At 61.0% G+C, this 24,353-nt stretch carries 36 protein-coding genes; 4 read left to right on the top strand and 32 right to left on the bottom strand.

Features of this window, described 5'->3' with window-relative positions:
• Positions 1 to 6: 6 nt before the first annotated feature.
• Both EFR00_RS12730 and EFR00_RS12725 read right to left on the bottom strand, forming a co-directional pair.
• Positions 7 to 1,323, bottom strand: a complete 1,317-nt coding sequence (locus EFR00_RS12730; protein WP_077991477.1) for a replication-associated recombination protein A — start codon at positions 1,321 to 1,323, stop codon at positions 7 to 9.
• Positions 1,320 to 2,723 (bottom strand): DegQ family serine endoprotease, encoded by a 1,404-nt coding sequence (locus tag EFR00_RS12725; RefSeq protein ID WP_077991476.1) that lies wholly within the window; start codon positions 2,721 to 2,723, stop codon positions 1,320 to 1,322. The genes EFR00_RS12730 and EFR00_RS12725 overlap by 4 nt, the downstream gene beginning before the upstream one ends.
• 259 nt (positions 2,724 to 2,982) lie before the next feature.
• On the opposite strand from EFR00_RS12725, the gene EFR00_RS12720 reads away from it, so the two are divergent.
• Complete coding sequence (locus tag EFR00_RS12720; RefSeq protein WP_009996076.1) at positions 2,983 to 3,363, top strand: YkvA family protein; 381 nt, start codon at positions 2,983 to 2,985, stop codon at positions 3,361 to 3,363.
• A 23-nt stretch (positions 3,364 to 3,386) separates the two neighbouring features.
• Positions 3,387 to 3,740, top strand: coding sequence for a lysozyme inhibitor LprI family protein (locus EFR00_RS12715; protein WP_077991475.1), 354 nt, complete (start codon positions 3,387 to 3,389; stop codon positions 3,738 to 3,740).
• A gap of 28 nt (positions 3,741 to 3,768) precedes the next feature.
• Here the strand turns inward: EFR00_RS12715 and ilvD are convergent, their stop codons facing one another.
• Positions 3,769 to 5,607, bottom strand: coding sequence for a dihydroxy-acid dehydratase (ilvD, locus tag EFR00_RS12710; RefSeq protein ID WP_038688302.1), 1,839 nt, complete (start codon positions 5,605 to 5,607; stop codon positions 3,769 to 3,771).
• A gap of 331 nt (positions 5,608 to 5,938) precedes the next feature.
• Here ilvD and msrP point away from each other — a divergent pair, with 331 nt between their 5' ends.
• On the top strand, positions 5,939 to 6,886 hold the full coding sequence (msrP, locus tag EFR00_RS12705; protein ID WP_009995239.1) for a protein-methionine-sulfoxide reductase catalytic subunit MsrP: 948 nt from the start codon (positions 5,939 to 5,941) through the stop codon (positions 6,884 to 6,886).
• Complete coding sequence (gene msrQ, locus EFR00_RS12700) at positions 6,886 to 7,542, top strand: protein-methionine-sulfoxide reductase heme-binding subunit MsrQ (protein ID WP_077991474.1); 657 nt, start codon at positions 6,886 to 6,888, stop codon at positions 7,540 to 7,542. The genes msrP and msrQ overlap by 1 nt, the downstream gene beginning before the upstream one ends.
• Before the next feature lie 4 nt (positions 7,543 to 7,546).
• Here the strand turns inward: msrQ and EFR00_RS12695 are convergent, their stop codons facing one another.
• The 29 genes from EFR00_RS12695 to tuf form a co-directional block, all read right to left on the bottom strand.
• The gene (locus EFR00_RS12695; RefSeq protein WP_039619199.1) at positions 7,547 to 7,948 is read right to left on the bottom strand and encodes a ribosomal maturation YjgA family protein; all 402 of its coding nucleotides are present in this window, start codon (positions 7,946 to 7,948) and stop codon (positions 7,547 to 7,549) included.
• A 171-nt stretch (positions 7,949 to 8,119) separates the two neighbouring features.
• Positions 8,120 to 8,542 (bottom strand): 50S ribosomal protein L17, encoded by a 423-nt coding sequence (rplQ, locus tag EFR00_RS12690; RefSeq protein ID WP_009995243.1) that lies wholly within the window; start codon positions 8,540 to 8,542, stop codon positions 8,120 to 8,122.
• A gap of 124 nt (positions 8,543 to 8,666) precedes the next feature.
• Positions 8,667 to 9,677 carry a DNA-directed RNA polymerase subunit alpha gene (locus tag EFR00_RS12685; RefSeq protein ID WP_003547579.1) on the bottom strand — a complete coding sequence of 337 codons (1,011 nt, stop codon included), beginning with the start codon at positions 9,675 to 9,677 and terminating at the stop codon, positions 8,667 to 8,669.
• Positions 9,678 to 9,774: 97 nt separating this feature from the next.
• A complete protein-coding gene (gene rpsK / locus EFR00_RS12680) occupies positions 9,775 to 10,164 on the bottom strand; it encodes a 30S ribosomal protein S11 (RefSeq protein ID WP_003547577.1) in 390 nt (129 codons plus the stop codon).
• A 133-nt stretch (positions 10,165 to 10,297) separates the two neighbouring features.
• Entirely contained in the window at positions 10,298 to 10,666 is a 369-nt protein-coding gene (gene rpsM / locus EFR00_RS12675; RefSeq protein ID WP_003573772.1) for a 30S ribosomal protein S13, read from the bottom strand.
• Positions 10,667 to 10,888: 222 nt separating this feature from the next.
• Positions 10,889 to 11,539 (bottom strand): adenylate kinase, encoded by a 651-nt coding sequence (locus tag EFR00_RS12670; protein ID WP_077991473.1) that lies wholly within the window; start codon positions 11,537 to 11,539, stop codon positions 10,889 to 10,891.
• Positions 11,536 to 12,876 carry a preprotein translocase subunit SecY gene (gene secY / locus EFR00_RS12665; protein WP_038688293.1) on the bottom strand — a complete coding sequence of 447 codons (1,341 nt, stop codon included), beginning with the start codon at positions 12,874 to 12,876 and terminating at the stop codon, positions 11,536 to 11,538. Before secY ends, EFR00_RS12670 begins: the two co-directional genes overlap by 4 nt.
• 234 nt (positions 12,877 to 13,110) lie before the next feature.
• Positions 13,111 to 13,587: a 50S ribosomal protein L15 gene (gene rplO / locus EFR00_RS12660; RefSeq protein WP_038688291.1), complete on the bottom strand. Its 477-nt coding sequence runs from the start codon at positions 13,585 to 13,587 to the stop codon at positions 13,111 to 13,113.
• Positions 13,588 to 13,603: 16 nt separating this feature from the next.
• The gene (gene rpmD / locus EFR00_RS12655) at positions 13,604 to 13,813 is read right to left on the bottom strand and encodes a 50S ribosomal protein L30 (RefSeq protein WP_003547566.1); all 210 of its coding nucleotides are present in this window, start codon (positions 13,811 to 13,813) and stop codon (positions 13,604 to 13,606) included.
• Between the two features lie 13 nt (positions 13,814 to 13,826).
• The gene (gene rpsE, locus EFR00_RS12650; RefSeq protein ID WP_003573784.1) at positions 13,827 to 14,396 is read right to left on the bottom strand and encodes a 30S ribosomal protein S5; all 570 of its coding nucleotides are present in this window, start codon (positions 14,394 to 14,396) and stop codon (positions 13,827 to 13,829) included.
• A gap of 132 nt (positions 14,397 to 14,528) precedes the next feature.
• The gene (gene rplR / locus EFR00_RS12645; protein WP_077991471.1) at positions 14,529 to 14,891 is read right to left on the bottom strand and encodes a 50S ribosomal protein L18; all 363 of its coding nucleotides are present in this window, start codon (positions 14,889 to 14,891) and stop codon (positions 14,529 to 14,531) included.
• A gap of 12 nt (positions 14,892 to 14,903) precedes the next feature.
• Positions 14,904 to 15,437, bottom strand: a complete 534-nt coding sequence (gene rplF / locus EFR00_RS12640) for a 50S ribosomal protein L6 (protein ID WP_038688286.1) — start codon at positions 15,435 to 15,437, stop codon at positions 14,904 to 14,906.
• A gap of 42 nt (positions 15,438 to 15,479) precedes the next feature.
• Entirely contained in the window at positions 15,480 to 15,878 is a 399-nt protein-coding gene (gene rpsH / locus EFR00_RS12635) for a 30S ribosomal protein S8 (RefSeq protein ID WP_003547562.1), read from the bottom strand.
• 12 nt (positions 15,879 to 15,890) lie between these two features.
• On the bottom strand, positions 15,891 to 16,196 hold the full coding sequence (rpsN, locus tag EFR00_RS12630) for a 30S ribosomal protein S14 (RefSeq protein WP_003573787.1): 306 nt from the start codon (positions 16,194 to 16,196) through the stop codon (positions 15,891 to 15,893).
• Between the two features lie 32 nt (positions 16,197 to 16,228).
• On the bottom strand, positions 16,229 to 16,786 hold the full coding sequence (gene rplE, locus EFR00_RS12625; RefSeq protein ID WP_009984333.1) for a 50S ribosomal protein L5: 558 nt from the start codon (positions 16,784 to 16,786) through the stop codon (positions 16,229 to 16,231).
• Positions 16,779 to 17,087 carry a 50S ribosomal protein L24 gene (gene rplX / locus EFR00_RS12620; RefSeq protein ID WP_077991469.1) on the bottom strand — a complete coding sequence of 103 codons (309 nt, stop codon included), beginning with the start codon at positions 17,085 to 17,087 and terminating at the stop codon, positions 16,779 to 16,781. Before rplX ends, rplE begins: the two co-directional genes overlap by 8 nt.
• 12 nt (positions 17,088 to 17,099) lie before the next feature.
• A complete protein-coding gene (gene rplN, locus EFR00_RS12615) occupies positions 17,100 to 17,468 on the bottom strand; it encodes a 50S ribosomal protein L14 (RefSeq protein WP_003573790.1) in 369 nt (122 codons plus the stop codon).
• Positions 17,469 to 17,731: 263 nt separating this feature from the next.
• Entirely contained in the window at positions 17,732 to 17,971 is a 240-nt protein-coding gene (gene rpsQ, locus EFR00_RS12610; protein WP_004674926.1) for a 30S ribosomal protein S17, read from the bottom strand.
• Between the two features lie 12 nt (positions 17,972 to 17,983).
• A complete protein-coding gene (rpmC, locus tag EFR00_RS12605; RefSeq protein WP_003558545.1) occupies positions 17,984 to 18,184 on the bottom strand; it encodes a 50S ribosomal protein L29 in 201 nt (66 codons plus the stop codon).
• Positions 18,185 to 18,195: 11 nt separating this feature from the next.
• Positions 18,196 to 18,609, bottom strand: coding sequence for a 50S ribosomal protein L16 (rplP, locus tag EFR00_RS12600; RefSeq protein WP_003573792.1), 414 nt, complete (start codon positions 18,607 to 18,609; stop codon positions 18,196 to 18,198).
• Positions 18,610 to 18,647: 38 nt separating this feature from the next.
• Positions 18,648 to 19,382, bottom strand: coding sequence for a 30S ribosomal protein S3 (gene rpsC, locus EFR00_RS12595; protein ID WP_003573793.1), 735 nt, complete (start codon positions 19,380 to 19,382; stop codon positions 18,648 to 18,650).
• The gene (rplV, locus tag EFR00_RS12590) at positions 19,382 to 19,771 is read right to left on the bottom strand and encodes a 50S ribosomal protein L22 (protein ID WP_004674922.1); all 390 of its coding nucleotides are present in this window, start codon (positions 19,769 to 19,771) and stop codon (positions 19,382 to 19,384) included. Before rplV ends, rpsC begins: the two co-directional genes overlap by 1 nt.
• Before the next feature lie 2 nt (positions 19,772 to 19,773).
• Positions 19,774 to 20,052: a 30S ribosomal protein S19 gene (gene rpsS, locus EFR00_RS12585; RefSeq protein WP_003573797.1), complete on the bottom strand. Its 279-nt coding sequence runs from the start codon at positions 20,050 to 20,052 to the stop codon at positions 19,774 to 19,776.
• A 15-nt stretch (positions 20,053 to 20,067) separates the two neighbouring features.
• Positions 20,068 to 20,904, bottom strand: a complete 837-nt coding sequence (gene rplB / locus EFR00_RS12580; RefSeq protein ID WP_009986456.1) for a 50S ribosomal protein L2 — start codon at positions 20,902 to 20,904, stop codon at positions 20,068 to 20,070.
• An 11-nt stretch (positions 20,905 to 20,915) separates the two neighbouring features.
• A complete protein-coding gene (locus EFR00_RS12575) occupies positions 20,916 to 21,209 on the bottom strand; it encodes a 50S ribosomal protein L23 (RefSeq protein ID WP_003547550.1) in 294 nt (97 codons plus the stop codon).
• Positions 21,206 to 21,826 carry a 50S ribosomal protein L4 gene (gene rplD, locus EFR00_RS12570; protein WP_009989533.1) on the bottom strand — a complete coding sequence of 207 codons (621 nt, stop codon included), beginning with the start codon at positions 21,824 to 21,826 and terminating at the stop codon, positions 21,206 to 21,208. Before rplD ends, EFR00_RS12575 begins: the two co-directional genes overlap by 4 nt.
• A gap of 13 nt (positions 21,827 to 21,839) precedes the next feature.
• Positions 21,840 to 22,481, bottom strand: a complete 642-nt coding sequence (gene rplC, locus EFR00_RS12565; RefSeq protein WP_016734008.1) for a 50S ribosomal protein L3 — start codon at positions 22,479 to 22,481, stop codon at positions 21,840 to 21,842.
• 33 nt (positions 22,482 to 22,514) lie between these two features.
• A complete protein-coding gene (rpsJ, locus tag EFR00_RS12560; RefSeq protein ID WP_003547547.1) occupies positions 22,515 to 22,823 on the bottom strand; it encodes a 30S ribosomal protein S10 in 309 nt (102 codons plus the stop codon).
• A 303-nt stretch (positions 22,824 to 23,126) separates the two neighbouring features.
• Positions 23,127 to 24,302, bottom strand: a complete 1,176-nt coding sequence (gene tuf / locus EFR00_RS12555; protein ID WP_009996414.1) for an elongation factor Tu — start codon at positions 24,300 to 24,302, stop codon at positions 23,127 to 23,129.
• Positions 24,303 to 24,353: the final 51 nt, after the last annotated feature.

The raw sequence follows: 24,353 nt of genomic DNA, 5'->3' as shown, positions 1-24,353 counted from the left end.
GGCGGCTCAGCGCGGATTGCGCTCCTTGCGAAGCTTCGCCCACCATTCCAGCCGCTTGCGAATCTCACGTTCAAACCCGCGCTCCGGCGGGTCGTAGAAGGTCTGCCGGCCCATTTTTTCCGGAAAATAGTCCTGGCCGGAAAAAGCGTCCGGCTCGTCATGGTCGTAGCGATATCCTTCGCCGTAACCTTCGCCCTTCATCAGCTTGGTCGGCGCATTGAGGATGTGCTTCGGCGGCAGCAGCGAGCCGTTCTGCTTGGCGGCTTGGCTTGCCGCCTTGAAGGCAGTATAGACGGCATTGGATTTCGGCGCGGTGGCGAGATAGACGCAGGCCTGAGCGAGCGCCAGCTCCCCTTCCGGAGAGCCTAGATAGTCATAGGCATCCTTGGCGGCGTTGCAGATCACCAGCGCCTGCGGATCGGCAAGGCCGATATCCTCGACCGCCATACGAACCAGCCGCCGGCCGAGATAGAGCGGATCCTCGCCGGCATCGAACATGCGGGCGAGATAATAGAGCGCGGCATCGGGATCCGAGCCGCGAACGGATTTATGCAGTGCCGAGATCAGATTGTAATGGCCGTCCTGCGCCTTGTCATAGACCGGGGCGCGGCGCTGGACGATGCGCGTCAGGCCTTCGGTATCGAAACTCTCGCCCTCGCGGGCGGCGCGCCAGACCTCTTCAGCGAGCGTCAGCACCGCGCGGCCATCGCCGTCGGCCATGCGGATCAGGCTGGCACGTGCCTCTTCCACCAGCGGCAGCGGCTTCTGCTCGATCGCCTCGGCGCGCTTCAGCAATTCCTCCAGGCTCTCCTCGTCATGCGATTTGAAGGTCAGGACGCGGGCGCGCGACAAAAGAGCGGCGTTGAGCTCAAAGGACGGGTTTTCGGTGGTGGCGCCGACGAGGATGACGGTGCCGTCCTCCATAACAGGCAGGAAACTGTCCTGCTGGGCGCGGTTGAACCGATGGATCTCGTCGACGAAGAGCAGCGTCTGGCGGCCGTCCATGCGGCGCATGCGGGCCGCCTCGAACACCTTCTTCAGATCGGCGACACCGGAAAAGATCGCCGATATCTGCTCGAAGGCCAGCCCGGCCTCACCCGAAAGCAGACGCGCCACCGTCGTCTTGCCGGTGCCGGGCGGGCCCCAGAAGATCATAGAGCCGAGCGAACCGCTCTCGATCATTCGTTTCAGTACGCCATCCTCACCGGTCAGATGGTCCTGACCGGTGACATCGGCGAGCGTCTTCGGCCGCAGCCGGTCGGCAAGCGGCCGCCTGGCGGCGACCTCCTCCGGAACACGCGGCGCGAAGAGATCATTGCTCATCGGAAGAACTGCCGTATGCGCTGACCATCACGCTCGATCTCCACCCGCCAGAGCCCGGGGTCGCTCTCAGCGATCTCGGAAAGTTCGCTGGTGGTATTCACATCGGTGCCGTTGATCGAGACGATGATGTCCTTCGGCTCGAAACCGAGACGGGCGGCGGGCGACCCCTCCTTCACGTCGGAGACCACGACACCGGCCGACTCGGGCGGCATGCGAAGCTCGTCGGCCACCCGCGGCGACAGGTTCTCGACGACAGCGCCGCTGAAGGGGGTACGCCCGCCGATCGTGCGCTGATCTCGCGGCGAGGTTTCCGGGGCGCGATCGAGCGTCAGCGACAGTTGTTGCTCGCGGCCATTCTCGACGACGGTGAGTTTGACCGACTTGCCGAGACCGGCCGTGGTCAGCCGGTAGAGCAGCGCATCCGGATGTTCGACGGAAATCCCGTCGACGGCGGTGACAATTTCGCCGGCCTTCAGCCCGGCCTTGGCGGCCGGGCCGCCTTCCGAGACCTTCACGACGAGCGCACCGCGCGCCTTGTTGAGCCCCAGCGCCTCAGCCACTTCCGAGGTCACGGCATCGAAGCTCGCGCCGACATAGGGCCGCTCGAATGATTTGACGCCGGCATCGGCCGAGGCGAGGAAGACCTTGACGAGATTGGCGGGGATGGCGAAGCCGATGCCGTTCGAGCCGCCGCCGCGCGAGAAGATCGCCGTGTTGATGCCGATCAGCTCGCCTTTCATGTTCATCAGCGCGCCGCCGGAATTGCCGGGATTGATCGAGGCATCGGTCTGGATGAAGAAGCCGAACTCATTCCTGACCACCTGGTTGCGGGCAAGCGCCGAGACAATGCCGTTCGTCACCGTTTGGCCGACGCCGAAGGGATTGCCGATCGCCAGCACGAGATCACCGACCTCGACCGCGTCGGAATTACCGATCGGCAGCGCCGGGAAGCTCTCCTTGCTGTCGATCTTCAGCACGGCGAGATCGACGCGGTCGTCACGCAGCACCACCTTGCAAGGGAATTCGCGGCCATCCGGCAGCGCCACCTTGATATCATCGGCGCCTTCGACGACGTGATTGTTGGTGACGACGGTGCCGTTCGCCTCGACGATGACGCCCGAGCCGAGCGAGGACTGCTTTTCCGAGCGGTTCGGCATCTGCTGGCCGAAAAACTGCTCGAAGAAGGGATCACCGGCAAAGGGCGACTGACGCTGGATGGTCTTTTCCGCATAGACATTGACGACAGCGCCCGATGTCTGCTTGACGAGCGGCGCGAAGGAGAGCTGCATCTGCATCTGGCTCTCGGGCACCGTCTTTGCCGTCTGTGCGTAAGCCGCGGCTGGCAGAAACAGCGTCAGAGCGAGCAGCGAAACGGAGGCGTGTTTGAACGGGCCTTGCATGATTATCCCTTTTGAATCCTCTTGAGCAACGTTTTAGAGCATGATGCCGAAAAGTGTGAGCGGTTTTCAAACGACATCATGCTCTAACTATTCAATTGCGAACAGGGTTCAGATTTTAGGCCGAACCGGCCTGAAATCGCCCTGTTTTGCGACCCGACGCTAAAAAGGAAAGAGGGCGGAAGCATGGAAGAATAAGGCAGTCGGGGCCTCAGGAGATTTTGCTTCAGGCCTTTGAGAATACGATTCAGGAAGACTGGCCATGCAACTGATATCCAAAGCCAAAATCTGGTCGAAGTCACTGAAGCGTGACATCGTCGCCCTGTGGCTTGCTGCGCGCGATGCCAGGGTGCCGTGGTATGCGAAGGCGGTTGCGGGCGCCGTTGCGGCCTATGCGCTGTCGCCGGTCGATCTCATCCCCGATTTCATTCCCGTGCTCGGCTATCTCGACGATCTCGTCATCGTGCCGCTCGGCATCCTGCTGGCGATACGGCTTGTTCCGGCTGATGTGATGAGCGAGCTGCGTGTGGAAGCGTCAAGGCGCCTCGAGCGTCCCTCCGGGCGAGGCGGGTTGATCTTCATGCTTGCCGTCTGGCTCGCCTGCATCATCTTCCTGGCTCTGGCATTGCGCCAGCTGGCCTGATGGGCGGCAACAGGAACATAGGAATGATGGCAAAAAAAGCGATGACGATGGCCCTTGGCCTGGCGATCCTCACTTCGGGATCGGAGATGGCCAAGGCGGCGAGCTTCGATTGCGATGCGAAAGAATTGAAGCCGGACGAAAAAGCAATCTGTGACAACCGGGCACTCAACGATGCCGATGTCAGGATGGTCACGACCTTCGAGCTGCTCTCCGGGCTGATGGCCATGGGCTCGCGCGGAACATTGCAGGACGAACAGACGGCCTGGCTGAAGAAGCGGCAGGAATGCGGGGCAGATGCGGCCTGTATCAAGGCGGCCTATGACGAGCGGATGAAGCAGCTCGGCGAGAGTTATAAAAACATCAACCGGCCGCTTTGAAGCGGCCGGTCGGCAGAGCAGCTGGCTCTTAGCGGGCGTTCAGGTCGCGCACGGCGCCGCGGTCGGCGCTTGTTGCGAAAGCGGCATAGGCCTTGAGCGCCGTGGTGACATTGCGCTTGCGGACTTCTGTGGGATGCCAGCCCTTGCCGTCCTGCTCGGCGCGGCGGGCGGCAAGTTCGGCCTCGCCGACGCGCAGGCTGATGGTGCGGTTCGGGATGTCGATGTCGATCATGTCGCCCTCGCGGACCAGGCCGATCGTGCCGCCATTCGCCGCTTCCGGCGAGACATGGCCGATCGAAAGGCCGGAGGTGCCGCCGGAAAAGCGGCCGTCGGTGATCAGCGCGCAGGCCTTGCCGAGGCCCTTCGACTTCAGATAGCTCGTCGGATAGAGCATTTCCTGCATGCCGGGGCCGCCCTTCGGGCCCTCATAGCGGATGACGACGACATCGCCGGCCTTCACCTCGTTGGCGAGGATCGCCTTGACGGAGGCGTCCTGGCTTTCGAAAACGCGGGCGGGGCCGGAGAATTTCAGGATCGATTCATCGACGCCGGCCGTCTTGACGATGCAGCCGTCGATCGCAAGATTGCCCTTAAGCACGGCAAGACCGCCGTCTTTCGAGAAAGGATGCTCGACCGAACGGATGACGCCGTTCTGGCGATCCGTGTCGAGATCGTCCCAGCGGGCTTCCTGGCTGAAAGCGACCTGGGTCGGGATGCCGCCCGGAGCTGCGCGATAGAAATTGCGGACGGTGTCGCTGTTGGTGCGGGTAATGTCCCAGCGGTCGATTGCGTCGCCCAGCGTCTCGGCATGGACGGTCGGGCAATCGCGGTTCAGCAGGCCGCCCTTGTCGAGCTCTCCGAGGATCGACATGATGCCGCCGGCGCGGTGCACGTCTTCCATATGCACGTCGCTCTTGGCGGGCGCGACCTTCGAAAGGCACGGCACGCGGCGCGACAGCGCGTCGATATCGGCCATGGTGAAATCGACCTCGCCTTCATGGGCGGCGGCCAGGATGTGCAGGACGGTGTTGGTCGAACCGCCCATGGCGATATCGAGCGCCATGGCGTTCTCGAAGGCCTGCTTGGAGGCGATGGTGCGCGGCAGCGCCTTGACGTCGTCCTGCTCATAATAACGGCGGGCGAGATCGACGATAAGATGGCCGGCCTCGACGAAAAGGCGCTTGCGGTCGGCATGGGTGGCGAGCGTCGAGCCGTTGCCGGGCAGCGACAGGCCGAGCGCTTCCGTCAGGCAGTTCATCGAATTGGCGGTGAACATGCCGGAGCAGGAACCGCAGGTCGGACAGGCCGAGCGTTCGATCGTCTGGACATCCTCGTCGCTGATCTTGTCGTCGGCGGCGGCGACCATGGCATCGACGAGATCGAGCGCGTGGGTCTTGCCGTGCAGCACAACCTTGCCCGCTTCCATCGGACCGCCGGAGACGAAGACGGTCGGGATATTGAGGCGCAGTGACGCCATCAGCATGCCGGGGGTGATCTTGTCGCAGTTGGAAATGCAGACCATTGCGTCGGCGCAATGGGCATTGACCATGTATTCGACGCTATCGGCGATCAGTTCGCGCGACGGCAGCGAATAGAGCATGCCGTCATGGCCCATGGCGATGCCGTCGTCCACGGCGATCGTGTTGAATTCCTTGGCGACACCGCCGGCCGCCTCGATTTCGCGGGCGACGAGCTGGCCGAGGTCCTTCAGGTGCACGTGACCGGGCACGAACTGGGTGAAGGAATTCACCACCGCGATGATTGGCTTGCCGAAATCCGAATCCTTCATGCCCGTGGCGCGCCAAAGGCCGCGCGCGCCTGCCATGTTGCGGCCGTGGGTCGTGGTTCTGGAACGGTAAGCTGGCATCGGTGTCTTCCTCGACGTGTCGGAAATGGTCAGGCGAAGCGACGGCATGAAGCCTGCCGGCCGGGCGAACGCTGCCTTTTGGAATTGTCCTAATCCAATCGACCGGGGCTGTCACTACCGGCAAGGTCAAATCCGGTACGCTGCCGGGAAGGCACCTCGAGCGCCATCGATGATATACGGTTCGGCGCGAGCTTTGGTTACAGCCTATTCCATCACAGCCGAACACAAAAAATTGGCTTCCCGTCGGCGAGATTCGAGGCATAGCTAATCCGAACATGCGGGCGGTTCGTTTAAGAACTATATTCAAGAAATCCGCCCTGGAGGTTTCGACATGCCAAGCTATCGCCCCCCGAAGATCGCGTCGTCGGAGATCACGCCGCGCCAGATCTATATGCGCCGGCGGGAATTCCTCGGTGCTGCAGCGCTCGGCGCCATGGCGCTTTACGGCGCCGGCAAGGCGAGTGCGGCCGCCCTTTCTGCCGTCGAGAGCAAGTATAAGGTCGACGAGAAGCCGACGCCGATCAAGGACGTCACCACCTACAACAATTTCTATGAGTTCGGCCTCGACAAGGGTGACCCTGCGGCAAATTCCGGCGATTTCAAGCCGCTGCCCTGGACGGTCAAGGTCGACGGCATGGTCAACAAGCCTGGCACCTTCGACCTCGAGGCGCTGATCAAGGAATTCCCGATCGAGGAACGCACCTATCGGATGCGCTGCGTCGAGGCCTGGTCGATGGTCATTCCCTGGGACGGCTTTCCGCTGGCATCGCTGCTCGACAAAGTCGAGCCGCTCGGCAGCGCCAAATATGTCGCCTTCGAAACCGTCGTCCGTCCGGAAGAGATGCCGGGGCAGAAGGGTTTCTTCCAGTCGCTTGACTGGCCTTATGTCGAGGGCCTGCGGCTCGACGAAGCGCGCCATCCGCTGACGCTGCTTGCCGTCGGGCTCTATGGCGAAACGCTGCCGAACCAGAACGGCGCGCCGATCCGCCTCGTCGTGCCGTGGAAATACGGCTTCAAGGGCATCAAGTCGATCGTCAGAATCACCCTTACCGACCAGCAGCCGAAGAATACCTGGCAGGTGACCAATCCGCAGGAATACGGCTTCTATGCCAACGTCAACCCTGCCGTCGACCATCCGCGCTGGAGCCAGGCAAGCGAGAGGCGCATCGGCGAAAGCGGCTTCTTCGGCGCGAGCCGCCGCCCCACCCTGCCCTTCAACGGCTATGCCGACGAGGTGGCAAGCCTTTATGCCGGCATGGACCTGAAGGCGAACTTCTGATGGCGGACTTTTCGCTCGCCATTCCGAAACGCTGGCAACCCGCCTCGGTCTGGCTGCTTTATGCCGTCGGTCTCCTGCCGGCCGCCTGGACCTTCTATCTCGGCGCGACCGATCAGCTCGGCGCCGATCCGGTCAAGACCTTCGAGCTCTTCCTCGGCATCTGGACGATCCGGTTCCTGATCGCAACACTTGCCGTCTCGCCTATCCGCGAGCTTCTCGGCTGGAACTATCTGCGCTACCGCCGCGCGCTGGGGCTTTTGACCTTCTACTACGCGCTGATGCATTTCACCGTCTACATGGTGCTCGACCAGGCGATGGATATCCAAGCGGTCATCAACGACGTGCTGAAGCGCCCTTTCATCATGTTCGGCATGGCGGCGCTGGCGATGCTTATTCCGCTGGCGGCGACGTCCAACAATTTCTCGATCCGCCGCCTTGGCGCGAACTGGAACTGGCTGCATCGTCTGGTCTACATCATCGCCGCCAGCGGGGCGCTGCACTTCGCGCTTTCGACCAAGATCCTCGATCTCGAGCAATATATCTATGTCGGGCTGATCATCGCCCTTATCCTCTACCGCTCCTGGCGGCCGATCGCCCGCAGCCGGAAAAAGGCCCAGGGCCGGACGCGCAATCGCGCTGTGGCGTCGGCTTCATAAGGGATCACCGGCGTGCGGGATCGAACAGGTACGCTGCCGCTATGCCAACCGCGTAGGCCAGAATGTTCCACGGGGAAAAGATGCGGCCGAGCAGCAGCGCGCCTGCTGTGGTCAGTCGAAACGCGTCGAGCCAGGGCGTGTGGTAGAGCCGGAATAATTCCACCGAGATCGCGATGAACAGCGCCATGACGGCAATGACAGCCGGTCCTGGCCTGGCGACAATCAGCGCCACCAGCAGATAGACCATTGCGCCCCAGAGCGCCGACCCACCATATTTGACAAGGACGAAGGGCAGACCGGCCGCATAGCCAAAGCGCCTGAGCGCCAGCCCGAGTGCGATCACCACAAGGACGGCGGCGAGACGACGGACCTGTAGGCGAGAGCTGATTTGAACGATTTCAGACAAATGAACCTGTCCTGTCTCAAGCCCAGCCGCCGCTGCGGCTGAAGTGCCAATTTCCAATGATCGAACGAGGCGTTACCTGCCCGGACCGACGCCCCCTCCTCGCATCGTCCGCACCAACGAAAACAGCCGGGCTTTGCAGCCCGGCTGTTTCGTTTCCGCAGGAGCGGAAGATTAAGCGGCGACGGCCTGCTCTTCGGCAGCGACGCGGGCCTTGTCAGCGGCGCCCTTGGCGTAGGTGTCGCGGTCAACGAATTCGATGACGGCCATGGCGGCGTTGTCGCCCTGGCGGAAGCCGGCCTTCATAATGCGCAGGTAGCCGCCATTGCGGGTGGCGTAACGCGTTGCAATCGTGTCGAACAGCTTCGAAACGACGGCGGCGTCGCGGATCTGCGAGATCGCCTGACGGCGAGCGTGCAGGTCGCCGCGCTTGCCGAGCGTGACGAGCTTCTCGACGATCGGACGGATTTCCTTGGCCTTCGGCAGAGTCGTGACGATCTGCTCGTGGGTGATCAGCGAAGCCGCCATGTTGGCGAACATCGCCTTGCGGTGGCTTGCGGTTCTGTTCAGCTTGCGGCCGGCCTTTGCGTGGCGCATTGCTATTCTCCTTTAATGCAGTGCCCTTACTTCGTTACCGGGCCTGCCGTTTCCTGGCACATGCAGGCGATATGCCTGCTGTTTGACGGGGAAAGGCAGCCGATAGAGCCTGCCTTTTGTTTTCTCAGTATTGGTCTTCGTAACGCTTGGCGAGATCTTCGATGTTCTCGGGTGGCCATGCCGGCACTTCCATGCCGAGGTGCAGGCCCATGGAAGCGAGAACTTCCTTGATTTCGTTCAGCGACTTGCGACCAAAATTCGGTGTGCGGAGCATTTCTGCTTCGGTCTTCTGAATGAGGTCGCCGATGTAGACGATGTTGTCGTTCTTCAGGCAGTTTGCCGAACGGACCGACAGCTCGAGTTCGTCCACCTTCTTGAGGAGAGCCGGGTTGAAAGCGAGTTCGGTGACTGCTTCCTCTTCGGTTTCCTTCTGCGGCTCGTCAAAGTTGACGAAGACGCCAAGCTGATCCTGGAGGATGCGCGCCGCAAAAGCGACGGCGTCTTCGCCGGTGATCGAGCCATCGGTTTCGATGGTCATGTTCAGCTTGTCGTAGTCGAGAACCTGTCCTTCGCGGGTATTTTCAACCTTGTAGGACACCTTCTTGACCGGCGAATAAAGGCTGTCGACCGGGATGAGACCGATCGGAGCATCTTCCGCACGATTGCGTTCGGCCGGAACGTAGCCCTTGCCGTTGTTGACGGTGAATTCCATGCGGATTTCGGCACCCTCGTCGAGCGTGCAGATCACATGCTCGGGGTTGAGGATTTCGATATCGCCGACCGTCTGGATGTCGCCAGCCGTAACAACGCCCGGGCCCTGCTTGCGCACGACCATGCGCTTTGCGTCGTCGCCATCCATCTTGATGGCGATTTCCTTGATGTTGAGCACGATGTCCGTGACGTCTTCGCGGACGCCCGGGATCGAGGAGAATTCATGCAGCACGCCGTCGATCTGCACCGCCGTGACGGCGGCACCGCGCAGCGAGGAGAGCAGAACGCGACGCAGCGCGTTGCCGAGGGTGAGGCCGAAGCCGCGCTCCAGCGGTTCGGCAACGAGCGTCGCCCTGGTGCGCGAGCTCGAGGAGAACTCCACCTTGTTCGGCTTGATCAGTTCCTGCCAGTTCTTCTGAATCATGAGTTTGCCTTCCGTTCGTTGCCACCATCCAATCGTGGCAACCGAGCTTGAAAACCACCGGGAGCGCGAAGGCGCTCACCGGTGACGATAGCGATGATCAGACGCGGCGCTTCTTGCGCGGACGGCAGCCATTGTGCGGGATCGGGGTCACGTCGCGGATGGACGTGATCATGAAACCCGCAGCCTGGAGCGCGCGCAGAGCCGATTCACGACCCGAACCCGGGCCGCAGACTTCGACTTCCAGCGACTTCATGCCGTGCTCCTGGGCCTTCTTGGCGCAGTCTTCGGCAGCGATCTGGGCGGCGAACGGGGTCGACTTGCGCGAGCCCTTGAAGCCCTTGGCGCCGGCCGACGACCAGGCGATCGCATTGCCCTGCGCATCGGTGATGGTGATCATCGTGTTGTTGAAGGTCGAGTTGACGTGAGCGACACCCGACGAGATATTCTTGCGCTCGCGACGGCGAACGCGGACGGCTTCCTTAGCCATGCTATTCCTTTCGTTGATCTCTTCACCGCCGTAATGCCAGCGGCTACACCGGAACGGCGCCTATATGGTCCCGCTCCAAACTCAAAAGAGGCCGGCGCAGCCCGCCAGCCCCCTCATCCCGGTTTCCCGGAAATTACTTCTTCTTGCCAGCGATTGCCTTTGCCGGACCCTTGCGGGTGCGGGCATTGGTGTGCGTGCGCTGACCGCGGACCGGAAGGCCGCGGCGATGACGCAGGCCGCGGTAGCAGCCGAGATCCATCAGGCGCTTGATGTTCATCGCGGTATCGCGACGAAGATCACCCTCGACCTGATAGTCGCGGTCGATGGCTTCGCGGATCTGAAGGACTTCAGCGTCCGTCAGCTGATGCACACGACGTTCAGCCGGAATACCGACCTTCTCGACGATTTCCTGTGCGAATTTCGGACCGATCCCGTGAATGTAGGTCAGCGCGATGACGACGCGCTTTGCAGTCGGGATGTTGACGCCAGCGATACGTGCCACGCCTGTTCTCCTTGCATTCCAGTTGCCATCCGGCAAGTGGGCTTCGTTATGCGGTCTTTGGAACCGCCCGTTCAAATTTAGGTCCGCAACATGTCAAAACGACCGAACCCGGACTTCCCTGGGAAATCCGCGCCGATCGCATGGAATGTCGCGAGTTGGCGCGGTGTTTAGCGGAATCACTGCTGAAAAGCAACCGTTCCGCCAAGTTTTATTTTCAAAGCCTTAAAGCTTGGAAAGAATGGCTTCGACCTCGGCGGTTACCTGATCGATCTCCGCCATGCCGTCGACGGACCTGAGCTTGCCCTTGGCATGGTAGTAGCCGATCAGCGGTGAGGTTTCCTTGTAGTAGACCTGCAGCCGCGCCGTCATGGTTTCCGGAGTGTCGTCCGGACGGCGCTTGAAGTGGGTTGAACCACACTTGTCGCAAACGCCTTCATTGGCCGGAACCTTGTCGGTGTCGTGATAGACGCTACCGCACTGCGCGCAGGAGTAGCGACCGGCAACGCGACGGACTAGTTCGGCATCATCGACTCGGAATTCGACAACGACAGAGAGAGCGAGACCCTTCGCCTTCAGCATCGCCTCAGTGGCATCAGCCTGGACCAGCGTCCGGGGGAAGCCGTCGAGAATGAAGCCGTTGGCGCAATCGGGCTGGTCGATTCGCTCCGAAACGATAGCAATGACGATCTCATCCGAGACCAGCTTGCCGGCGTCCATCACCGCCTTGGCGCGCTTGCCGACTTCTGTGCCGGCACCTACCGCCGCACGCAGCATATCACCCGTGGAAAGCTGCGGAATGCCGTGCTTTTCCACGATCCGCTGGGCCTGGGTTCCCTTGCCCGCGCCCGGCGGCCCCAAAAGGATAAGTCTCATCGCCCCCTCTTTCCTCCACGCAACTTCGATTTCTTGATCAGGCCTTCGTATTGCTGCGCGATCAGGTGACCCTGGATCTGTGCAACCGTATCAAGAGTTACGCTAACCACGATCAAAAGCGAAGTCCCACCAAGGGCTAATGGAATGCCGGTTTGCGACACCAGAATCTCGGGAAGGATGCAGACGAAGACGAGATAGATCGCGCCGATGACCGTGATACGGGTCAGCACGTAGTCGATGTATTCGGCGGTGCGCTCACCCGGGCGAATGCCGGGAATGAAGCCGCCGTGCTTCTTCAGATTGTCGGCCGTGTCCTTCGGATTGAAGACGATGGCGGTGTAGAAGAAGGCGAAGAAGGCGATCAGTGCCGCATAGAGCACCATGTAGAGCGGCTGACCATGGCCGAGCGCCGCAACGATCGAGGTCGCCCAGGCCGGCATCGCTGTGGTGCTGGCAAAGCCGGCGATCGTTGCCGGCAGCAGGAGCAGCGACGACGCGAAAATCGCCGGGATGACGCCCGAGGTGTTAAGCTTCAGCGGCAGATGCGAGGTGTCGCCCTGGAACATGCGGTTGCCGACCTGGCGCTTCGGATACTGGATCAGCAGCCGGCGTTGCGCACGTTCGACGAAGACGATGACGCCGATCACGCCGATCGCGACGATAATGACGAGCAGGATGAGCGGGGTCGACAGCGCACCGGTGCGGCCGAGTTCGAGCGTGCCTGCAAGGGCCGTGGGAAGACCGGCGGCGATGCCGGCGAAGATGATCAGCGAAATGCCGTTGCCGATGCCGCGCGAGGTGATCTGCTCGCCGAGCCACATCAGGAACATCGTGCCGCCGAGCAGCGTCAGGACGGTGGAAACACGGAAGAACCAGCCCGGATCGACGACGAGGCCCTGGCCGCTCTCAAGACCGGCGGCAATGCCGTAGGCCTGCAGTGCGCCGAGAATCACCGTGCCGTAACGGGTGTACTGGTTGATGATCTTACGACCCTGTTCGCCTTCCTTCTTCAGGTTTTCGAGCGCTGGCACGACCGAGGTCATCAGCTGCACGATGATAGAGGCGGAAATGTAAGGCATGATGCCGAGCGCGAAGATCGCCATGCGCTCGACTGCGCCGCCGGAGAACATGTTGAAAAGGCCGAGGATGCCGCCTGCCTGGCCGCGGAAAGCCTGGGCATAGGCTTCGGGGTTGAGACCCGGAAGCGGAATGTGGGTACCGAGCCTGTAGACGAGGAGAGCTGCCAGTGTGAACCACAGGCGCTTCTTCAAATCCTCGGCTTTGGCAAAGGTCGAAAAATTGAGGTTGGATGCCAATTGTTCCGCTGCAGAAGCCATGCGATTCTCCGCGCTACCAATTCCGACCGTCTCTGAGGGACAGGCCGGCCCCGGAATCAGTATGAAAATTATTCAAACCGGGCTCGGAACGGATTGCAGCGCAACCCCATGCCTCACCCTTGTTTCCAGTCTTATCGGCATGACGCGGGCGCGCCAGCCAACATTTTGTGAGGCCCACATATGGGAGCAAAATCGCCCGGTGTGAAGCACCCCGGGCGACATATCATCAGATTATTATTCGGCTGCAGCAGGAGCCGAAAGCAGGGTCACGCTGCCGCCGGCCTTTTCGATCTTCTCGACGGCAGGCTTGGAAGCGCCTGCGACGACGATGGTGATCTTGGCCTTGAGCTCGCCGTCGGCGAGAACGCGAACGCCGTCCTTGGCGCGGCGGATGACGCCGGCAGCCTTGAGGGAGGCTGCGTCAACGGTGGCCTTCGCATCGAGCTTGCCGGCGTCGATCGCAGCCTGGATACGGGCGAGCGACACGACGACGAAGTCGGAAGCGAAGATGTTGTTGAAGCCGCGCTTCGGCAGGCGACGATAGATCGGCATCTGGCCGCCTTCGAAGCCGTTGATGGCGACGCCGGAACGGGACTTCTGACCCTTCACACCGCGACCACCGGTCTTGCCCGAGCCCGAACCGATACCGCGGCCGAGGCGCTTGCGGCTGTGGGTCGAGCCTTCGTTGTCCTTGATTTCATTGAGTTTCATGAGCGTTTCCTCCGTCTCACTTCTCGTCGACGACGCGAACGAGATGCTGGACAGCACGGATCATGCCACGAACCGAAGGGGTATCCTCCAGCGTGCGGCGACGGTGCATCTTGTTCAGTCCGAGACCGATCAGCGTGCGCTGCTGGACGTCCGGACGGCGAATCGGGCTGCCGATCTGTTCGATCGTGACAGTCTTCGCTTCAGCCTTCTTGGTAGCCTTGGCCATTGGTCAGCTCCTCTTATTCTTCAGAGGCGTTGCCGGAGGCGCTACGACGAGCCTGCAGCGTTGCATACTTGATGCCGCGCTGAGCTGCGATGTCCTTCGGGTGAACCTGGTGCTTCAGAGCGTCGAAGGTGGCGCGAACCATGTTGTAGGGGTTCGACGAACCGGTCGACTTGGCGACGACGTCATGCATGCCGAGAGTTTCGAAAACGGCACGCATCGGACCGCCGGCGATGATACCGGTACCGACCTTGGCCGAGCGCAGCAGAACCTTGCCGGCGCCGTGGCGGCCATGAACGTCGTGATGCAGCGTACGGCCGTCACGCAGCGGTACGAAGATCAGTTCGCGCTTGGCGGCTTCGGTTGCCTTGCGGATAGCTTCCGGCACTTCGCGTGCCTTGCCATGGCCGAAGCCGACGCGGCCCTTCTGGTCGCCGACGACGACGAGTGCTGCGAAACCAAAACGACGGCCGCCCTTGACGACCTTGGCGACGCGGTTGATCGCGACAAGCTTGTCGACGAATTCGCTATCGCGCTCTTCACGGCTCTGGCGGTCTTCCCGCTGCGGCCTTCTTTCCTGTGCCATTGTCCTCTTCCTTTTTCTTTTCCGGGTGCAATCGGCAAACAAATGTGGACCGCATCAGCCTCCCCTTCTTGGGGAGTGCCTTGCGATCCGGCGAAAATCCGGCCGGCGCAAAAGCGTCCGGCCGGAAACTGATCAGAAGGTGAGACCGCCTTCGCGGGCCGCTTCGGCGAGAGCCTTGATGCGGCCATGATAGATGAAGGCGCCACGGTCGAACACGACGTCCGACACGCCGGCCTTGGAGGCGCGCTCGGCGACGAGCTTGCCCACTGCAGCAGCGGCGGCGGTATCGGCACCGGTCTTCAGAGAACCGCGCAGATCCTTGTCGAGGGTGGAGGCGGACGCAAGCGTCTTGCCGGCCACATCATCGATGATCTGGGCATAGATGTTCTTCGAGGAGCGATGAACCGACAGGCGCGGACGGCCATTGGCCACCGACTTGATATGACGGCGCACGCGGTTGGCACGACGTGCAAGTGCTTCTTTCCTGCTAGCCATTTCGCGTGATCCTTACTTCTTCTTGCCTTCTTTGCGGACGATCCGCTCGTCGGCATACTTGACGCCCTTGCCCTTGTAGGGCTCGGGACCGCGATATTCGCGGATTTCGGCGGCAACCTGGCCGACCTGCTGCTTGTTGATACCGCTGACGACGATTTCCGTCGGCTTCGGAACAGCGATCGTGATGCCGACCGGCGGTTCATAGACCACGTCGTGGCTGAAACCGAGGGCCAGCTGCAGGTTCTTGCCCTGCATGGCGGCGCGGTAACCGACGCCGTTGATTTCAAGCTTGCGCTCGAAACCGTCCTTGACGCCCTTGAAGATACCTTCGATCATCGTGCGGGACATGCCCCACTTCGACCGTGCATCTTTGGTCTGGTTCACGGGCGTCACGACGACCGCATTATCTTCGAGCTTGAGGCTGATTTCGTCGTTAGCGACGAAAAACAGCTCGCCCTTCGGGCCCTTTGCAGTAACCTTCTGGCCATCGACCGTAGCCGTGATCCCAGCAGGCACCTGAACGGGCTTTTTACCGATACGAGACATGTTTCAATCCTGTCTGTTCGCTATGGAGATCCCTGCCCGATCTTAGAAGACCGAGCAAAGAACCTCGCCACCAACGTTCTGTTCGCGAGCCTGGTGATCGGCCATCACGCCCTTCGGAGTTGAAAGGATGGTGATGCCGAGACCGTTCGCGACCTGCGGAATGGACTTGACCGAGACATAAACCCGGCGGCCCGGCTTGGACACACGGCCGATCTCACGGATCACCGATGCGCCTTCATAATATTTCAGCTCGATGCTGAGTTCCGACTTGCCGTTGCCGAAATCGACAACGGAGTAGCCACGGATGTAGCCTTCGGACTGCAGGACATCGAGAACACGTGCACGGAGCTTGGACGCAGGCGTCGAGACCGACGACTTGCGGCGGGAAGCGCCGTTACGGATACGGGTGAGCATATCGCCCAACGGATCAGTCATTGTCATCTAACCTGCTCCTTACCAGCTCGACTTGACGATGCCCGGCACCTTGCCGAGATTGCCCAGTTCACGCAGCGCAATACGCGACATGCGCAGTTTGCGGTAATATGCGCGCGGACGCCCCGAAACTTCGCAACGGTTGCGAATACGGGTCTTCGATCCATCACGCGGCAGGGATGCCAGCTTGATCGAGGCCTTGAACCGCTCTTCGATCGGAAGAGCCTGGTTCATGATGATCGCCTTCAACGCAGCCCGCTTAGCGGCCTGGTTGGCGACCGTAGTACGGCGGCGCTTGTTCTTTTCAACTGCGCTTGTCTTCGCCATGTCAGGTTCCTTTTCTACGCTCGTCGTTACGGTTATTGACGGAACGGGAAGCTGAACTCTTTCAGAAGAGCCCGTGCTTCGTCGTCGGTCGTCGCCGTCGTGCAAACGATGATATCCATGCCCCACATCTGATCAACCTTGTCGTAGTTGATCTCAGGGAACACAATGTGCTCCTTGATGCCCATGGCGAAGTTGCCACGGCCGTCAAAGCTCTTCGGGTTCAGGCCGCGGAAGTCGCGAACGCGCGGGAGCGCGATGTTCACGAGACGGTCCAGGAACTCGTACATGCGGGCGCCGCGCAGGGTGACCTTGGCGCCGATCGGCATCTGTTCGCGGACCTTGAAGCCTGCGATAGAGTTGCGTGCACGGGTGATGACCGGCTTCTGGCCGGCGATCGCTGCGAGGTCGGCGGCAGCTACCGTCGGCTTCTTCGAATCAGCGGTCGCTTCGCCGACACCCATGTTGATCACGATCTTGTCGAGCTTCGGGATCATCATCTCGTTGGCGTAGGAGAACTTCTCCTGCATCGCCTTGCGAATGCGCTCGACATATTCCTTCTTGAGCCGCGGCTCGTATTTTGCCTCAGCCATCGATCACTTCTCCAGAACGCTTGGCCACACGGACCTTCTTGCCGTCAACGACCTTGAAACCGACGCGGGTCGGCTTGCCGTCCTTGTCGACGAATGCAATGTTGGACAGGTGAACCGGGGCTTCCTTGTTGATGATGCCAGCTTCCTGGGTCTGCGTCTGGCGCTGGTGGCGCTTGACGACGTTGACGCCACGGACGACCGCACGATCTTCCTTCGGCATGACCTGAACGACTTCGCCGGTGCGGCCCTTGTCCTTGCCAGCGAGCATGACGACCTTGTCGCCTTTACGAATCTTCTGCATCGCTTCTGCTCCTTACAGTACTTCGGGAGCCAGCGAGATGATCTTCATGTGGTTCTTGGCGCGAAGTTCGCGCGGAACCGGTCCGAAGATACGGGTGCCGATCGGCTCTTTCTTGTTGTCGATGAGGACTGCTGCGTTGGTGTCGAAGCGGATGACCGAGCCATCCGGACGACGGATGTCCTTGGCGGTGCGAACGACAACCGCCTTCATCACGTCACCCTTCTTCACGCGGCCGCGCGGGATCGCTTCCTTGATCGAAACGACGATGACGTCGCCGATCGAGGCATACTTGCGCTTCGAGCCGCCCAGCACCTTGATGCACATGACACGACGTGCGCCGGAATTATCCGCGACGTCGAGGTTTGTTTGCATCTGAATCATATCAGGTCGCCTTCTTGGTTTACCGGAATGGTTGGGCCTGGGCCCCCTACTCCGGCTTATGAAAATGTTCGCCGACCAACCTGCCATTAAGGCAAGCAGGAACGCGGCAATAGCTGAATAGCGCGGGGTCGATCGTGCCAGGGTGGTTTCCCGAACGGGACCTTCCGTGCGCTCAAAGCAAAAGAACGCCCGGCATTCGAGCGTTCCGACGCTGCTTCATACAGATATTTCGGCGAGACGCAAGGCCTCGCGCAAAATTCTGTTTACTTGCCCTGGGCGGCGATCACCGTCCAGCGCTTGTCCTTGGAGATCGGCGCGCATTCCTCAATGGATACGGTATCGCCGATCTTGTACTGGTTGTTTTCGTCGTGGGCCTTGTACTTCTTGGAACGACGAACGGTCTTCTGGAGCAGCGGGTGAGCGAAACGACGCTCAACGCGAACCACTACCGTCTTCTCGTTCTTGTCGCCAACGACGACGCCCTGCAGGATGCGCTTCGGCATGTTTTTCTTCCTTTAGGCCTTAACTTCTGCCGCCTTCTGGCGGGCAATGGTTTTGACGCGGGCGATGTCCTTGCGGACTTCGTTGATGCGCGAGGACTTTTCGAGCTGGCCGGTCGCCTTCTGGAAGCGCAGGTTGAACTGCTCCTTCTTCAGCTTGGCAAGCTCGTCCTTGAGTTGGTCGGCGGTGAACGCGCGAACATCTGAGGCTTTCATGAGCTCAATCCTTACTCTGCAATGCGCTGTACGAAGCGCGTCTTGACCGAGAGCTTGGCAGAGCCGAGACGAAGCGCCTCACGGGCGATCTCTTCGCTGACGCCGTCGATCTCGAACATCATACGACCGGGCTTGACCTTGCATGCCCAGTACTCAACGGAGCCCTTACCCTTACCCATGCGGACTTCGGTCGGCTTTGCGGTTACCGGAACGTCCGGGAACACGCGGATCCACACACGGCCGGCGCGCTTCATGTAACGCGTGATCGCGCGGCGGGCCGCTTCGATCTCGCGTGCATTGACGCGGTTGGGCTCCTGGGCCTTCAGGCCGAATTCGCCGAATGCCAGGTCAGAACCGCCCTTGGCGACGCCCTTGATGCGGCCCTTGAACTGCTTGCGGTACTTAGTACGCTTTGGCTGCAACATTTTCTTACTTCTCCGAGCTTATCTTTCGCCAGCGCTAATTACGCGTTGTCGCGTTCGCGGCGACGATCGCCACGGTCGCGTTCGCGGCTTGCCGGACCCTGTGCGTCGCCTTCCAGCGCGCGACGTTCGGAAGCCATCGGATCGTGCTCAAGGATTTCGCCCTTGAAGATCCATACCTTGATGCCGCAGATACCGAATGCGGTTTCGGCTTCAGCCGTGCCGTAGTCGATGTCGGCGCGCAGCGTGTGCAGCGGCACACGGCCTTCGCGGTACCATTCCGTACGAGCGATTTCCGCACCGCCGAGACGGCCGGCGCAGGTGATCTTGATGCCTTCGGCGCCAAGACGCATCGCGGACTGAACGGCGCGCTTCATGGCGCGGCGGAAAGCCACGCGGCGCTCGAGCTGCTGGGCGATCGACTGAGCGACCAGCGTTGCGTCCACTTCGGGCTTGCGCACTTCGACGATGTTGAGGTGCGTTTCCGAGTTGGTCATATCGGACAGCTTCTTGCGGAGCTTGTCGATGTCGGCGCCCTTGCGGCCGATGATAAGGCCCGGACGGGCCGAGTGGATCGTGACGCGGCACTTCTTGTGCGGACGCTCGATGACCACCTTGGAGATCCCGGCCTGCTTCAGTTCGCTCATGACGAACTTGCGCATTTTCAGGTCTTCGTGCAGCAGCTGACCGTACTCGGCATTGTCCGCGAACCAGCGGCTATCCCAGGTACGATTGATGCCGAGACGGAAACCGATCGGATTAATTTTCTGACCCATTATGCGGCCTCCTCTGCTGCCTGCACTTCACGAACGACGATCGTCAGGTGCGCGAAGGGCTTTTCGATGCGCGACGCGCGACCGCGGCCACGAGCGTGGAAGCGCTTCATGACGATCGACTTGCCGACATAAGCCTCTGCGACGACAAGAGCGTCGACGTCGAGATCGTGGTTGTTCTCGGCATTGGCGATCGCGGATTCGAGCGTCTTCTTGACGGCGCCCGCGATGCGCTTGCGGGAGAACTCCAGCTCAGCGAGTGCACGCTCGACCTTCTTGCCGCGGATGGCCGCAGCAACCAGGTTGAGCTTCTGGGGGCTGACGCGGAGCGTGCGGGCGACTGCTTGCGCCTCGTTGTCCTTCAGCCGGCGTTCGGCTTTTGCCTTGCCCATTGTTACTTCCTCTTCGCCTTCTTGTCCGCGCCGTGACCGTAGTAGGTGCGGGTCGGAGAGAATTCACCGAATTTGTGGCCGACCATGTCTTCATTGACGCTGACCGGGATATGCTTGCTGCCGTTGTAGACGCCGAAGGTAAGACCGACGAACTGCGGCAGGATCGTGGAGCGACGGCTCCAGATCTTGATCACTTCTGCACGTCCGCCTTCACGAACCTTCTCAGCTTTCTTGAGAAGATAGCCGTCAACGAACGGACCTTTCCATACTGAACGAGCCATTGGAGACTTCCTCTCTTACTTCTTACGCTGATGACGCGAGCGCATGATCATCTTGTCGGTCGACTTGTTCGACCGGGTGCGCTTGCCCTTGGTCGGCTTGCCCCATGGTGTCACCGGATGGCGACCACCGGAGGTGCGGCCTTCACCACCGCCGTGCGGATGGTCGACCGGGTTCATGACGACACCGCGGTTATGCGGACGCTTGCCGCGCCAGACAGTACGACCGGCCTTGCCGTCGTTGATGTTGGCGTGGTCCGGGTTCGAGACGGCGCCGATCGAAGCGAGGCAGATGCCACTGACCAGACGCTGTTCGCCGGAGTTCAGACGAAGGATCGCCATGCCCTGGTCACGACCGACGAGCTGCGCGTAGGAACCGGCGGAACGGGCGATCTGACCGCCCTTGCCCGGCTTCATTTCCACGTTGTGGATGATGGAGCCGACCGGGATGTACTGCAGCGGCATGGTGTTGCCGGGCTTGACGTCGACGGCCTTTTCCGAAGCGATGACCTTGTCGCCGGCAGCAAGACGCTGCGGAGCGATGATGTAGGCCTGCTCGCCGTCGGCATAGCTCACCAGCGCGATGAAAGCCGTACGGTTCGGGTCGTATTCGATACGCTCGACGGTGCCTTCGACATCGAACTTGCGACGCTTGAAGTCGACCAGACGGTAGCTACGCTTGTGACCGCCGCCGATGAAGCGGGCAGTGATGCGGCCGAGGTTGTTACGACCGCCGCTCTTGCTCAGACCTTCCGTCAGCGCCTTGACCGGCTTGCCCTTGTAGAGCGAGGAGCGGTCCACGATGACCAGCTGACGCTGGCTCGGGGTCGTCGGATTGAATGTTTTCAATGCCATTTTCTTGTTCCTCAGAGACCGGTGGAGACGTCGATCGTCTGGCCTTCAGCCAACGTCACGACAGCCTTCTTCACGTCCTTCTGCTTGCCGACAAAACCGCGGAACCGCTTGGTCTTGCCCTTGCGCAGCAGAGTGTTGACGGCCGTGACCTTGACGCCGAAGAGCGCCTCGACCGCAGCCTTGATTTCCGGCTTCGTCGCCTGCTTGGCGACATTGAAAACAACCTGGTTGTTCTCGGATACCAGCGTGGACTTTTCGGTGATCGCCGGGGAGACGATCACATCGTAGTGGCGGAGATCGGTCACTTGAATCGCTCCTCTAGCGCTTCAACCGCAGCCTTGGAAAGCACAAGCTTGCCGCGGCGCACGATGTCGTAAACATTGATGCCCTGGATCGGCAGAACATCGATGTTCGGGATGTTCTGAGCTGCGAGCTTGAAGTTGCCGTCAAGCTCTGCGCCGCCGATGAAGAGGGCGTTTGTCAGGCCGAGCGTCTCGAAAGCGGACGCGAGAGCCTTGGTCTTGGCTTCGGCAGCAATCAGGTTGTCGATGACGATGACGTCATCGGCCTTGATCTTGGCCGAAAGGGCGTGGCGAAGGCCAAGCGCGCGAACCTTCTTCGGAAGGTCGTGCTCGTGGCTGCGGACGACCGGGCCGTGGGCCTTGCCGCCGCCGCGGAACTGCGGAGCGCGAGCCGAATGGTGACGGGCGCGGCCCGTACCCTTCTGCTTGTACATCTTGGCGCCGGTGCGCGAAACTTCAGCGCGGCCCTTTGCCTTGTGCGTGCCCTGCTGCTTCTTGGCAAGCTGCCAGCGGATGACGCGGGCGAGAATGTCTTCGCGGGGCTCGAGGCCGAAAATTTCGTCCGAAAGGGAAACCTTCCCGGCGTCTTTTCCCTCGAGGGTCTTGACGTTCAATTCCATTGATCTGGCTCCCTTACTTCGCGGCCGACTTGACGGCGTCGCGCACGATGATCCAGGCACCCTTGGAACCGGGAACAGCACCCTTGATCAGGATCAGACCACGATCTTCGTCGGTCGAAACCACTTCCAGGTTCTGCGTCGTGACGCGCGTCTGGCCCATGTGACCAGCCATCTTCTTATTCTTGAAAACTTTGCCCGGATCCTGGCGCGAGCCGGTCGAACCGTGCGAGCGGTGCGAAACCGACACACCGTGCGTGGCGCGCAGACCGCCGAAACCGTGGCGCTTCATGGCACCGGCAAAACCCTTACCGATCGTCGTGCCCGTCACGTCGACGAGTTGACCGGCGGCAAAGTGACCTGCCTTGATCTCGGTGCCGATCTCGAGCAGATTGTCTTCCGAGACGCGGAATTCTGCGAGCTTGGCCTTCGGCTCGACGTTGGCGACAGCAAAGTTGCCGCGCATCGCCTTCGACGTGTTCTTCACCTTCGCCTGGCCTGCACCGAGCTGAACTGCGGTATAGCCATTCTTTTCGACAGTGCGCGTGGCAACGACCTGGCAGCCGTCCATACGCAGTACCGTTACCGGGACATGCTCGCCGGCGTCGTTGTAGACGCGGGTCATTCCCACCTTCTGTGCAATCACACCTGAACGCATCGGTTCAATCCTTCCAACTCAGCTCGAGCAAGCTCAGAGCTTGATCTCAACATCGACACCGGCGGCGAGATCGAGCTTCATCAGCGCGTCCACCGTCTGCGGGGTCGGGTCTACGATGTCGAGAAGGCGCTTATGCGTGCGCATCTCGAACTGTTCGCGGCTCTTCTTGTCGATGTGCGGGGACCGGTTGACCGTAAACTTCTCGATGCGGGTCGGAAGCGGAACGGGGCCCCGGACGCTTGCACCGGTGCGCTTCGCCGTCGACACGATCTCGCGCGTAGAAGCATCGAGAATCCGGTGATCGAACGCCTTCAGGCGAATGCGGATATTTTGGCCGTTCATTCGACGTTATCCTTGTGTTTGTTTCCCACATGTCTCTGGACAAGACACGGGTTGTTCTTTCTTCCTAAGGCGGACCACCGGTTTCAAAGATCGAGAGGGCGCCGAAACGGAACCCTATCCTGTCTTCAGGGCCTTCTAGCCCACCTTAATTGGTTGTTTAGTCACCGCTTCGTTATCCAAAGCAGTACGCAAATCGCGCTCGCGCGCCATTTGCTATATTTCTGTGTAATAAGCAAGCGGCTTCCGCCGCCTGCTTCATAATAATGTCATCGAATCGGCCACTCCGCCGGAGCGGCCGAGGAATTACTCGACGATCGAGGCGACGATACCGGCGCCGACGGTGCGGCCGCCTTCGCGGATGGCGAAGCGCAGCTTTTCTTCCATCGCGATCGGAACGATCAGCTCGACGGCAACCGTGACGTTGTCGCCCGGCATGACCATTTCCGTGCCTTCCGGCAGCGTGACGATGCCGGTCACGTCGGTCGTGCGGAAGTAGAACTGCGGACGGTAGTTGGTGAAGAACGGCGTATGACGGCCGCCCTCTTCCTTCGTCAGGATGTAGGCTTCAGCCATGAACTTCTTGTGCGGCTTGACCGAACCCGGCTTGCACAGGATCTGGCCACGCTCGACGCCGTCACGGTTAACACCGCGAACCAGCGCGCCGATGTTGTCGCCGGCCTGGCCCTGGTCGAGCAGCTTGCGGAACATTTCAACGCCGGTCACCGTCGTCTTCGAGGTCGGACGGATGCCGACGATCTCGACTTCTTCGCCAACCTTGACAATGCCACGCTCGACGCGGCCGGTTACGACAGTGCCGCGGCCGGAGATCGAGAACACGTCTTCGATCGGCATCAGGAACGGCTGGTCGATCGGACGCTCAGGCGTCGGGATGTAGGAGTCGACCGCTGCCATCAGCTCGCGGATCGCGTCTTCGCCGATCTTCTTGTCGCTATCTTCAAGAGCGGCAAGCGCCGAACCCTTGACAACCGGGATGTCGTCGCCCGGGAAGTCGTAGGACGACAGCAGTTCGCGAACTTCGAGCTCAACCAGTTCGAGCAGCTCGGCGTCGTCAACCTGGTCGACCTTGTTCAGGAACACCACGATCGCCGGAACGCCAACCTGGCGGGCCAGCAGAATGTGTTCGCGCGTCTGCGGCATCGGGCCGTCAGCAGCCGAGCACACCAGGATCGCGCCGTCCATCTGGGCAGCACCGGTGATCATGTTCTTGACGTAGTCGGCATGGCCGGGGCAGTCGACGTGCGCGTAGTGGCGGGCCGGCGTCTCATATTCGACGTGCGCGGTCGAAATCGTGATGCCGCGCGCCTTCTCTTCCGGAGCCGCGTCGATCTGGTCGTACGCCTTGAACTCACCGAAGTACTTCGTGATCGCTGCCGTCAGAGACGTCTTGCCGTGGTCAACGTGGCCGATCGTGCCAATGTTGACGTGCGGCTTGTTGCGCTCAAACTTACTCTTTGCCATTTTCGGCTCTCCGTTTTGCTAGTCCCCGAGGGGAGCTAATTCTTGTTATCG

The organism is Rhizobium sophoriradicis (genome assembly GCF_003939025.1).
In the GTDB taxonomy this organism is placed as follows: domain Bacteria; phylum Pseudomonadota; class Alphaproteobacteria; order Rhizobiales; family Rhizobiaceae; genus Rhizobium; species Rhizobium sophoriradicis.
This window is presented reverse-complemented; position numbering and strand designations above follow the sequence as displayed.

Bases quoted from the DNA above. Each gene is read 5' to 3' on its own strand.
- EFR00_RS12730 (WP_077991477.1), bottom strand. From the start codon at position 1,323: ATGAGCAATGATCTCTTCGCGCCGCGTGTTCCGGAGGAGGTCGCCGCC.
- EFR00_RS12725 (WP_077991476.1), bottom strand. From the start codon at position 2,723: ATGCAAGGCCCGTTCAAACACGCCTCCGTTTCGCTGCTCGCTCTGACG.
- EFR00_RS12720 (WP_009996076.1), top strand. From the start codon at position 2,983: ATGCAACTGATATCCAAAGCCAAAATCTGGTCGAAGTCACTGAAGCGT.
- EFR00_RS12715 (WP_077991475.1), top strand. From the start codon at position 3,387: ATGATGGCAAAAAAAGCGATGACGATGGCCCTTGGCCTGGCGATCCTC.
- ilvD (WP_038688302.1), bottom strand. From the start codon at position 5,607: ATGCCAGCTTACCGTTCCAGAACCACGACCCACGGCCGCAACATGGCA.
- msrP (WP_009995239.1), top strand. From the start codon at position 5,939: ATGCCAAGCTATCGCCCCCCGAAGATCGCGTCGTCGGAGATCACGCCG.
- msrQ (WP_077991474.1), top strand. From the start codon at position 6,886: ATGGCGGACTTTTCGCTCGCCATTCCGAAACGCTGGCAACCCGCCTCG.
- rplQ (WP_009995243.1), bottom strand. From the start codon at position 8,542: ATGCGCCACGCAAAGGCCGGCCGCAAGCTGAACAGAACCGCAAGCCAC.
- EFR00_RS12685 (WP_003547579.1), bottom strand. From the start codon at position 9,677: ATGATTCAGAAGAACTGGCAGGAACTGATCAAGCCGAACAAGGTGGAG.
- rpsK (WP_003547577.1), bottom strand. From the start codon at position 10,164: ATGGCTAAGGAAGCCGTCCGCGTTCGCCGTCGCGAGCGCAAGAATATC.
- EFR00_RS12670 (WP_077991473.1), bottom strand. From the start codon at position 11,539: ATGAGACTTATCCTTTTGGGGCCGCCGGGCGCGGGCAAGGGAACCCAG.
- secY (WP_038688293.1), bottom strand. From the start codon at position 12,876: ATGGCTTCTGCAGCGGAACAATTGGCATCCAACCTCAATTTTTCGACC.
- rplO (WP_038688291.1), bottom strand. From the start codon at position 13,587: ATGAAACTCAATGAAATCAAGGACAACGAAGGCTCGACCCACAGCCGC.
- rpmD (WP_003547566.1), bottom strand. From the start codon at position 13,813: ATGGCCAAGGCTACCAAGAAGGCTGAAGCGAAGACTGTCACGATCGAA.
- rpsE (WP_003573784.1), bottom strand. From the start codon at position 14,396: ATGGCACAGGAAAGAAGGCCGCAGCGGGAAGACCGCCAGAGCCGTGAA.
- rplR (WP_077991471.1), bottom strand. From the start codon at position 14,891: ATGGCTAGCAGGAAAGAAGCACTTGCACGTCGTGCCAACCGCGTGCGC.
- rplF (WP_038688286.1), bottom strand. From the start codon at position 15,437: ATGTCTCGTATCGGTAAAAAGCCCGTTCAGGTGCCTGCTGGGATCACG.
- rpsH (WP_003547562.1), bottom strand. From the start codon at position 15,878: ATGACAATGACTGATCCGTTGGGCGATATGCTCACCCGTATCCGTAAC.
- rpsN (WP_003573787.1), bottom strand. From the start codon at position 16,196: ATGGCGAAGACAAGCGCAGTTGAAAAGAACAAGCGCCGCCGTACTACG.
- rplE (WP_009984333.1), bottom strand. From the start codon at position 16,786: ATGGCTGAGGCAAAATACGAGCCGCGGCTCAAGAAGGAATATGTCGAG.
- rplX (WP_077991469.1), bottom strand. From the start codon at position 17,087: ATGCAGAAGATTCGTAAAGGCGACAAGGTCGTCATGCTCGCTGGCAAG.
- rplN (WP_003573790.1), bottom strand. From the start codon at position 17,468: ATGATTCAGATGCAAACAAACCTCGACGTCGCGGATAATTCCGGCGCA.
- rpsQ (WP_004674926.1), bottom strand. From the start codon at position 17,971: ATGCCGAAGCGCATCCTGCAGGGCGTCGTCGTTGGCGACAAGAACGAG.
- rpmC (WP_003558545.1), bottom strand. From the start codon at position 18,184: ATGAAAGCCTCAGATGTTCGCGCGTTCACCGCCGACCAACTCAAGGAC.
- rplP (WP_003573792.1), bottom strand. From the start codon at position 18,609: ATGTTGCAGCCAAAGCGTACTAAGTACCGCAAGCAGTTCAAGGGCCGC.
- rpsC (WP_003573793.1), bottom strand. From the start codon at position 19,382: ATGGGTCAGAAAATTAATCCGATCGGTTTCCGTCTCGGCATCAATCGT.
- rplV (WP_004674922.1), bottom strand. From the start codon at position 19,771: ATGGGCAAGGCAAAAGCCGAACGCCGGCTGAAGGACAACGAGGCGCAA.
- rpsS (WP_003573797.1), bottom strand. From the start codon at position 20,052: ATGGCTCGTTCAGTATGGAAAGGTCCGTTCGTTGACGGCTATCTTCTC.
- rplB (WP_009986456.1), bottom strand. From the start codon at position 20,904: ATGGCATTGAAAACATTCAATCCGACGACCCCGAGCCAGCGTCAGCTG.
- rplD (WP_009989533.1), bottom strand. From the start codon at position 21,826: ATGGAATTGAACGTCAAGACCCTCGAGGGAAAAGACGCCGGGAAGGTT.
- rplC (WP_016734008.1), bottom strand. From the start codon at position 22,481: ATGCGTTCAGGTGTGATTGCACAGAAGGTGGGAATGACCCGCGTCTAC.
- rpsJ (WP_003547547.1), bottom strand. From the start codon at position 22,823: ATGAACGGCCAAAATATCCGCATTCGCCTGAAGGCGTTCGATCACCGG.
- tuf (WP_009996414.1), bottom strand. From the start codon at position 24,302: ATGGCAAAGAGTAAGTTTGAGCGCAACAAGCCGCACGTCAACATTGGC.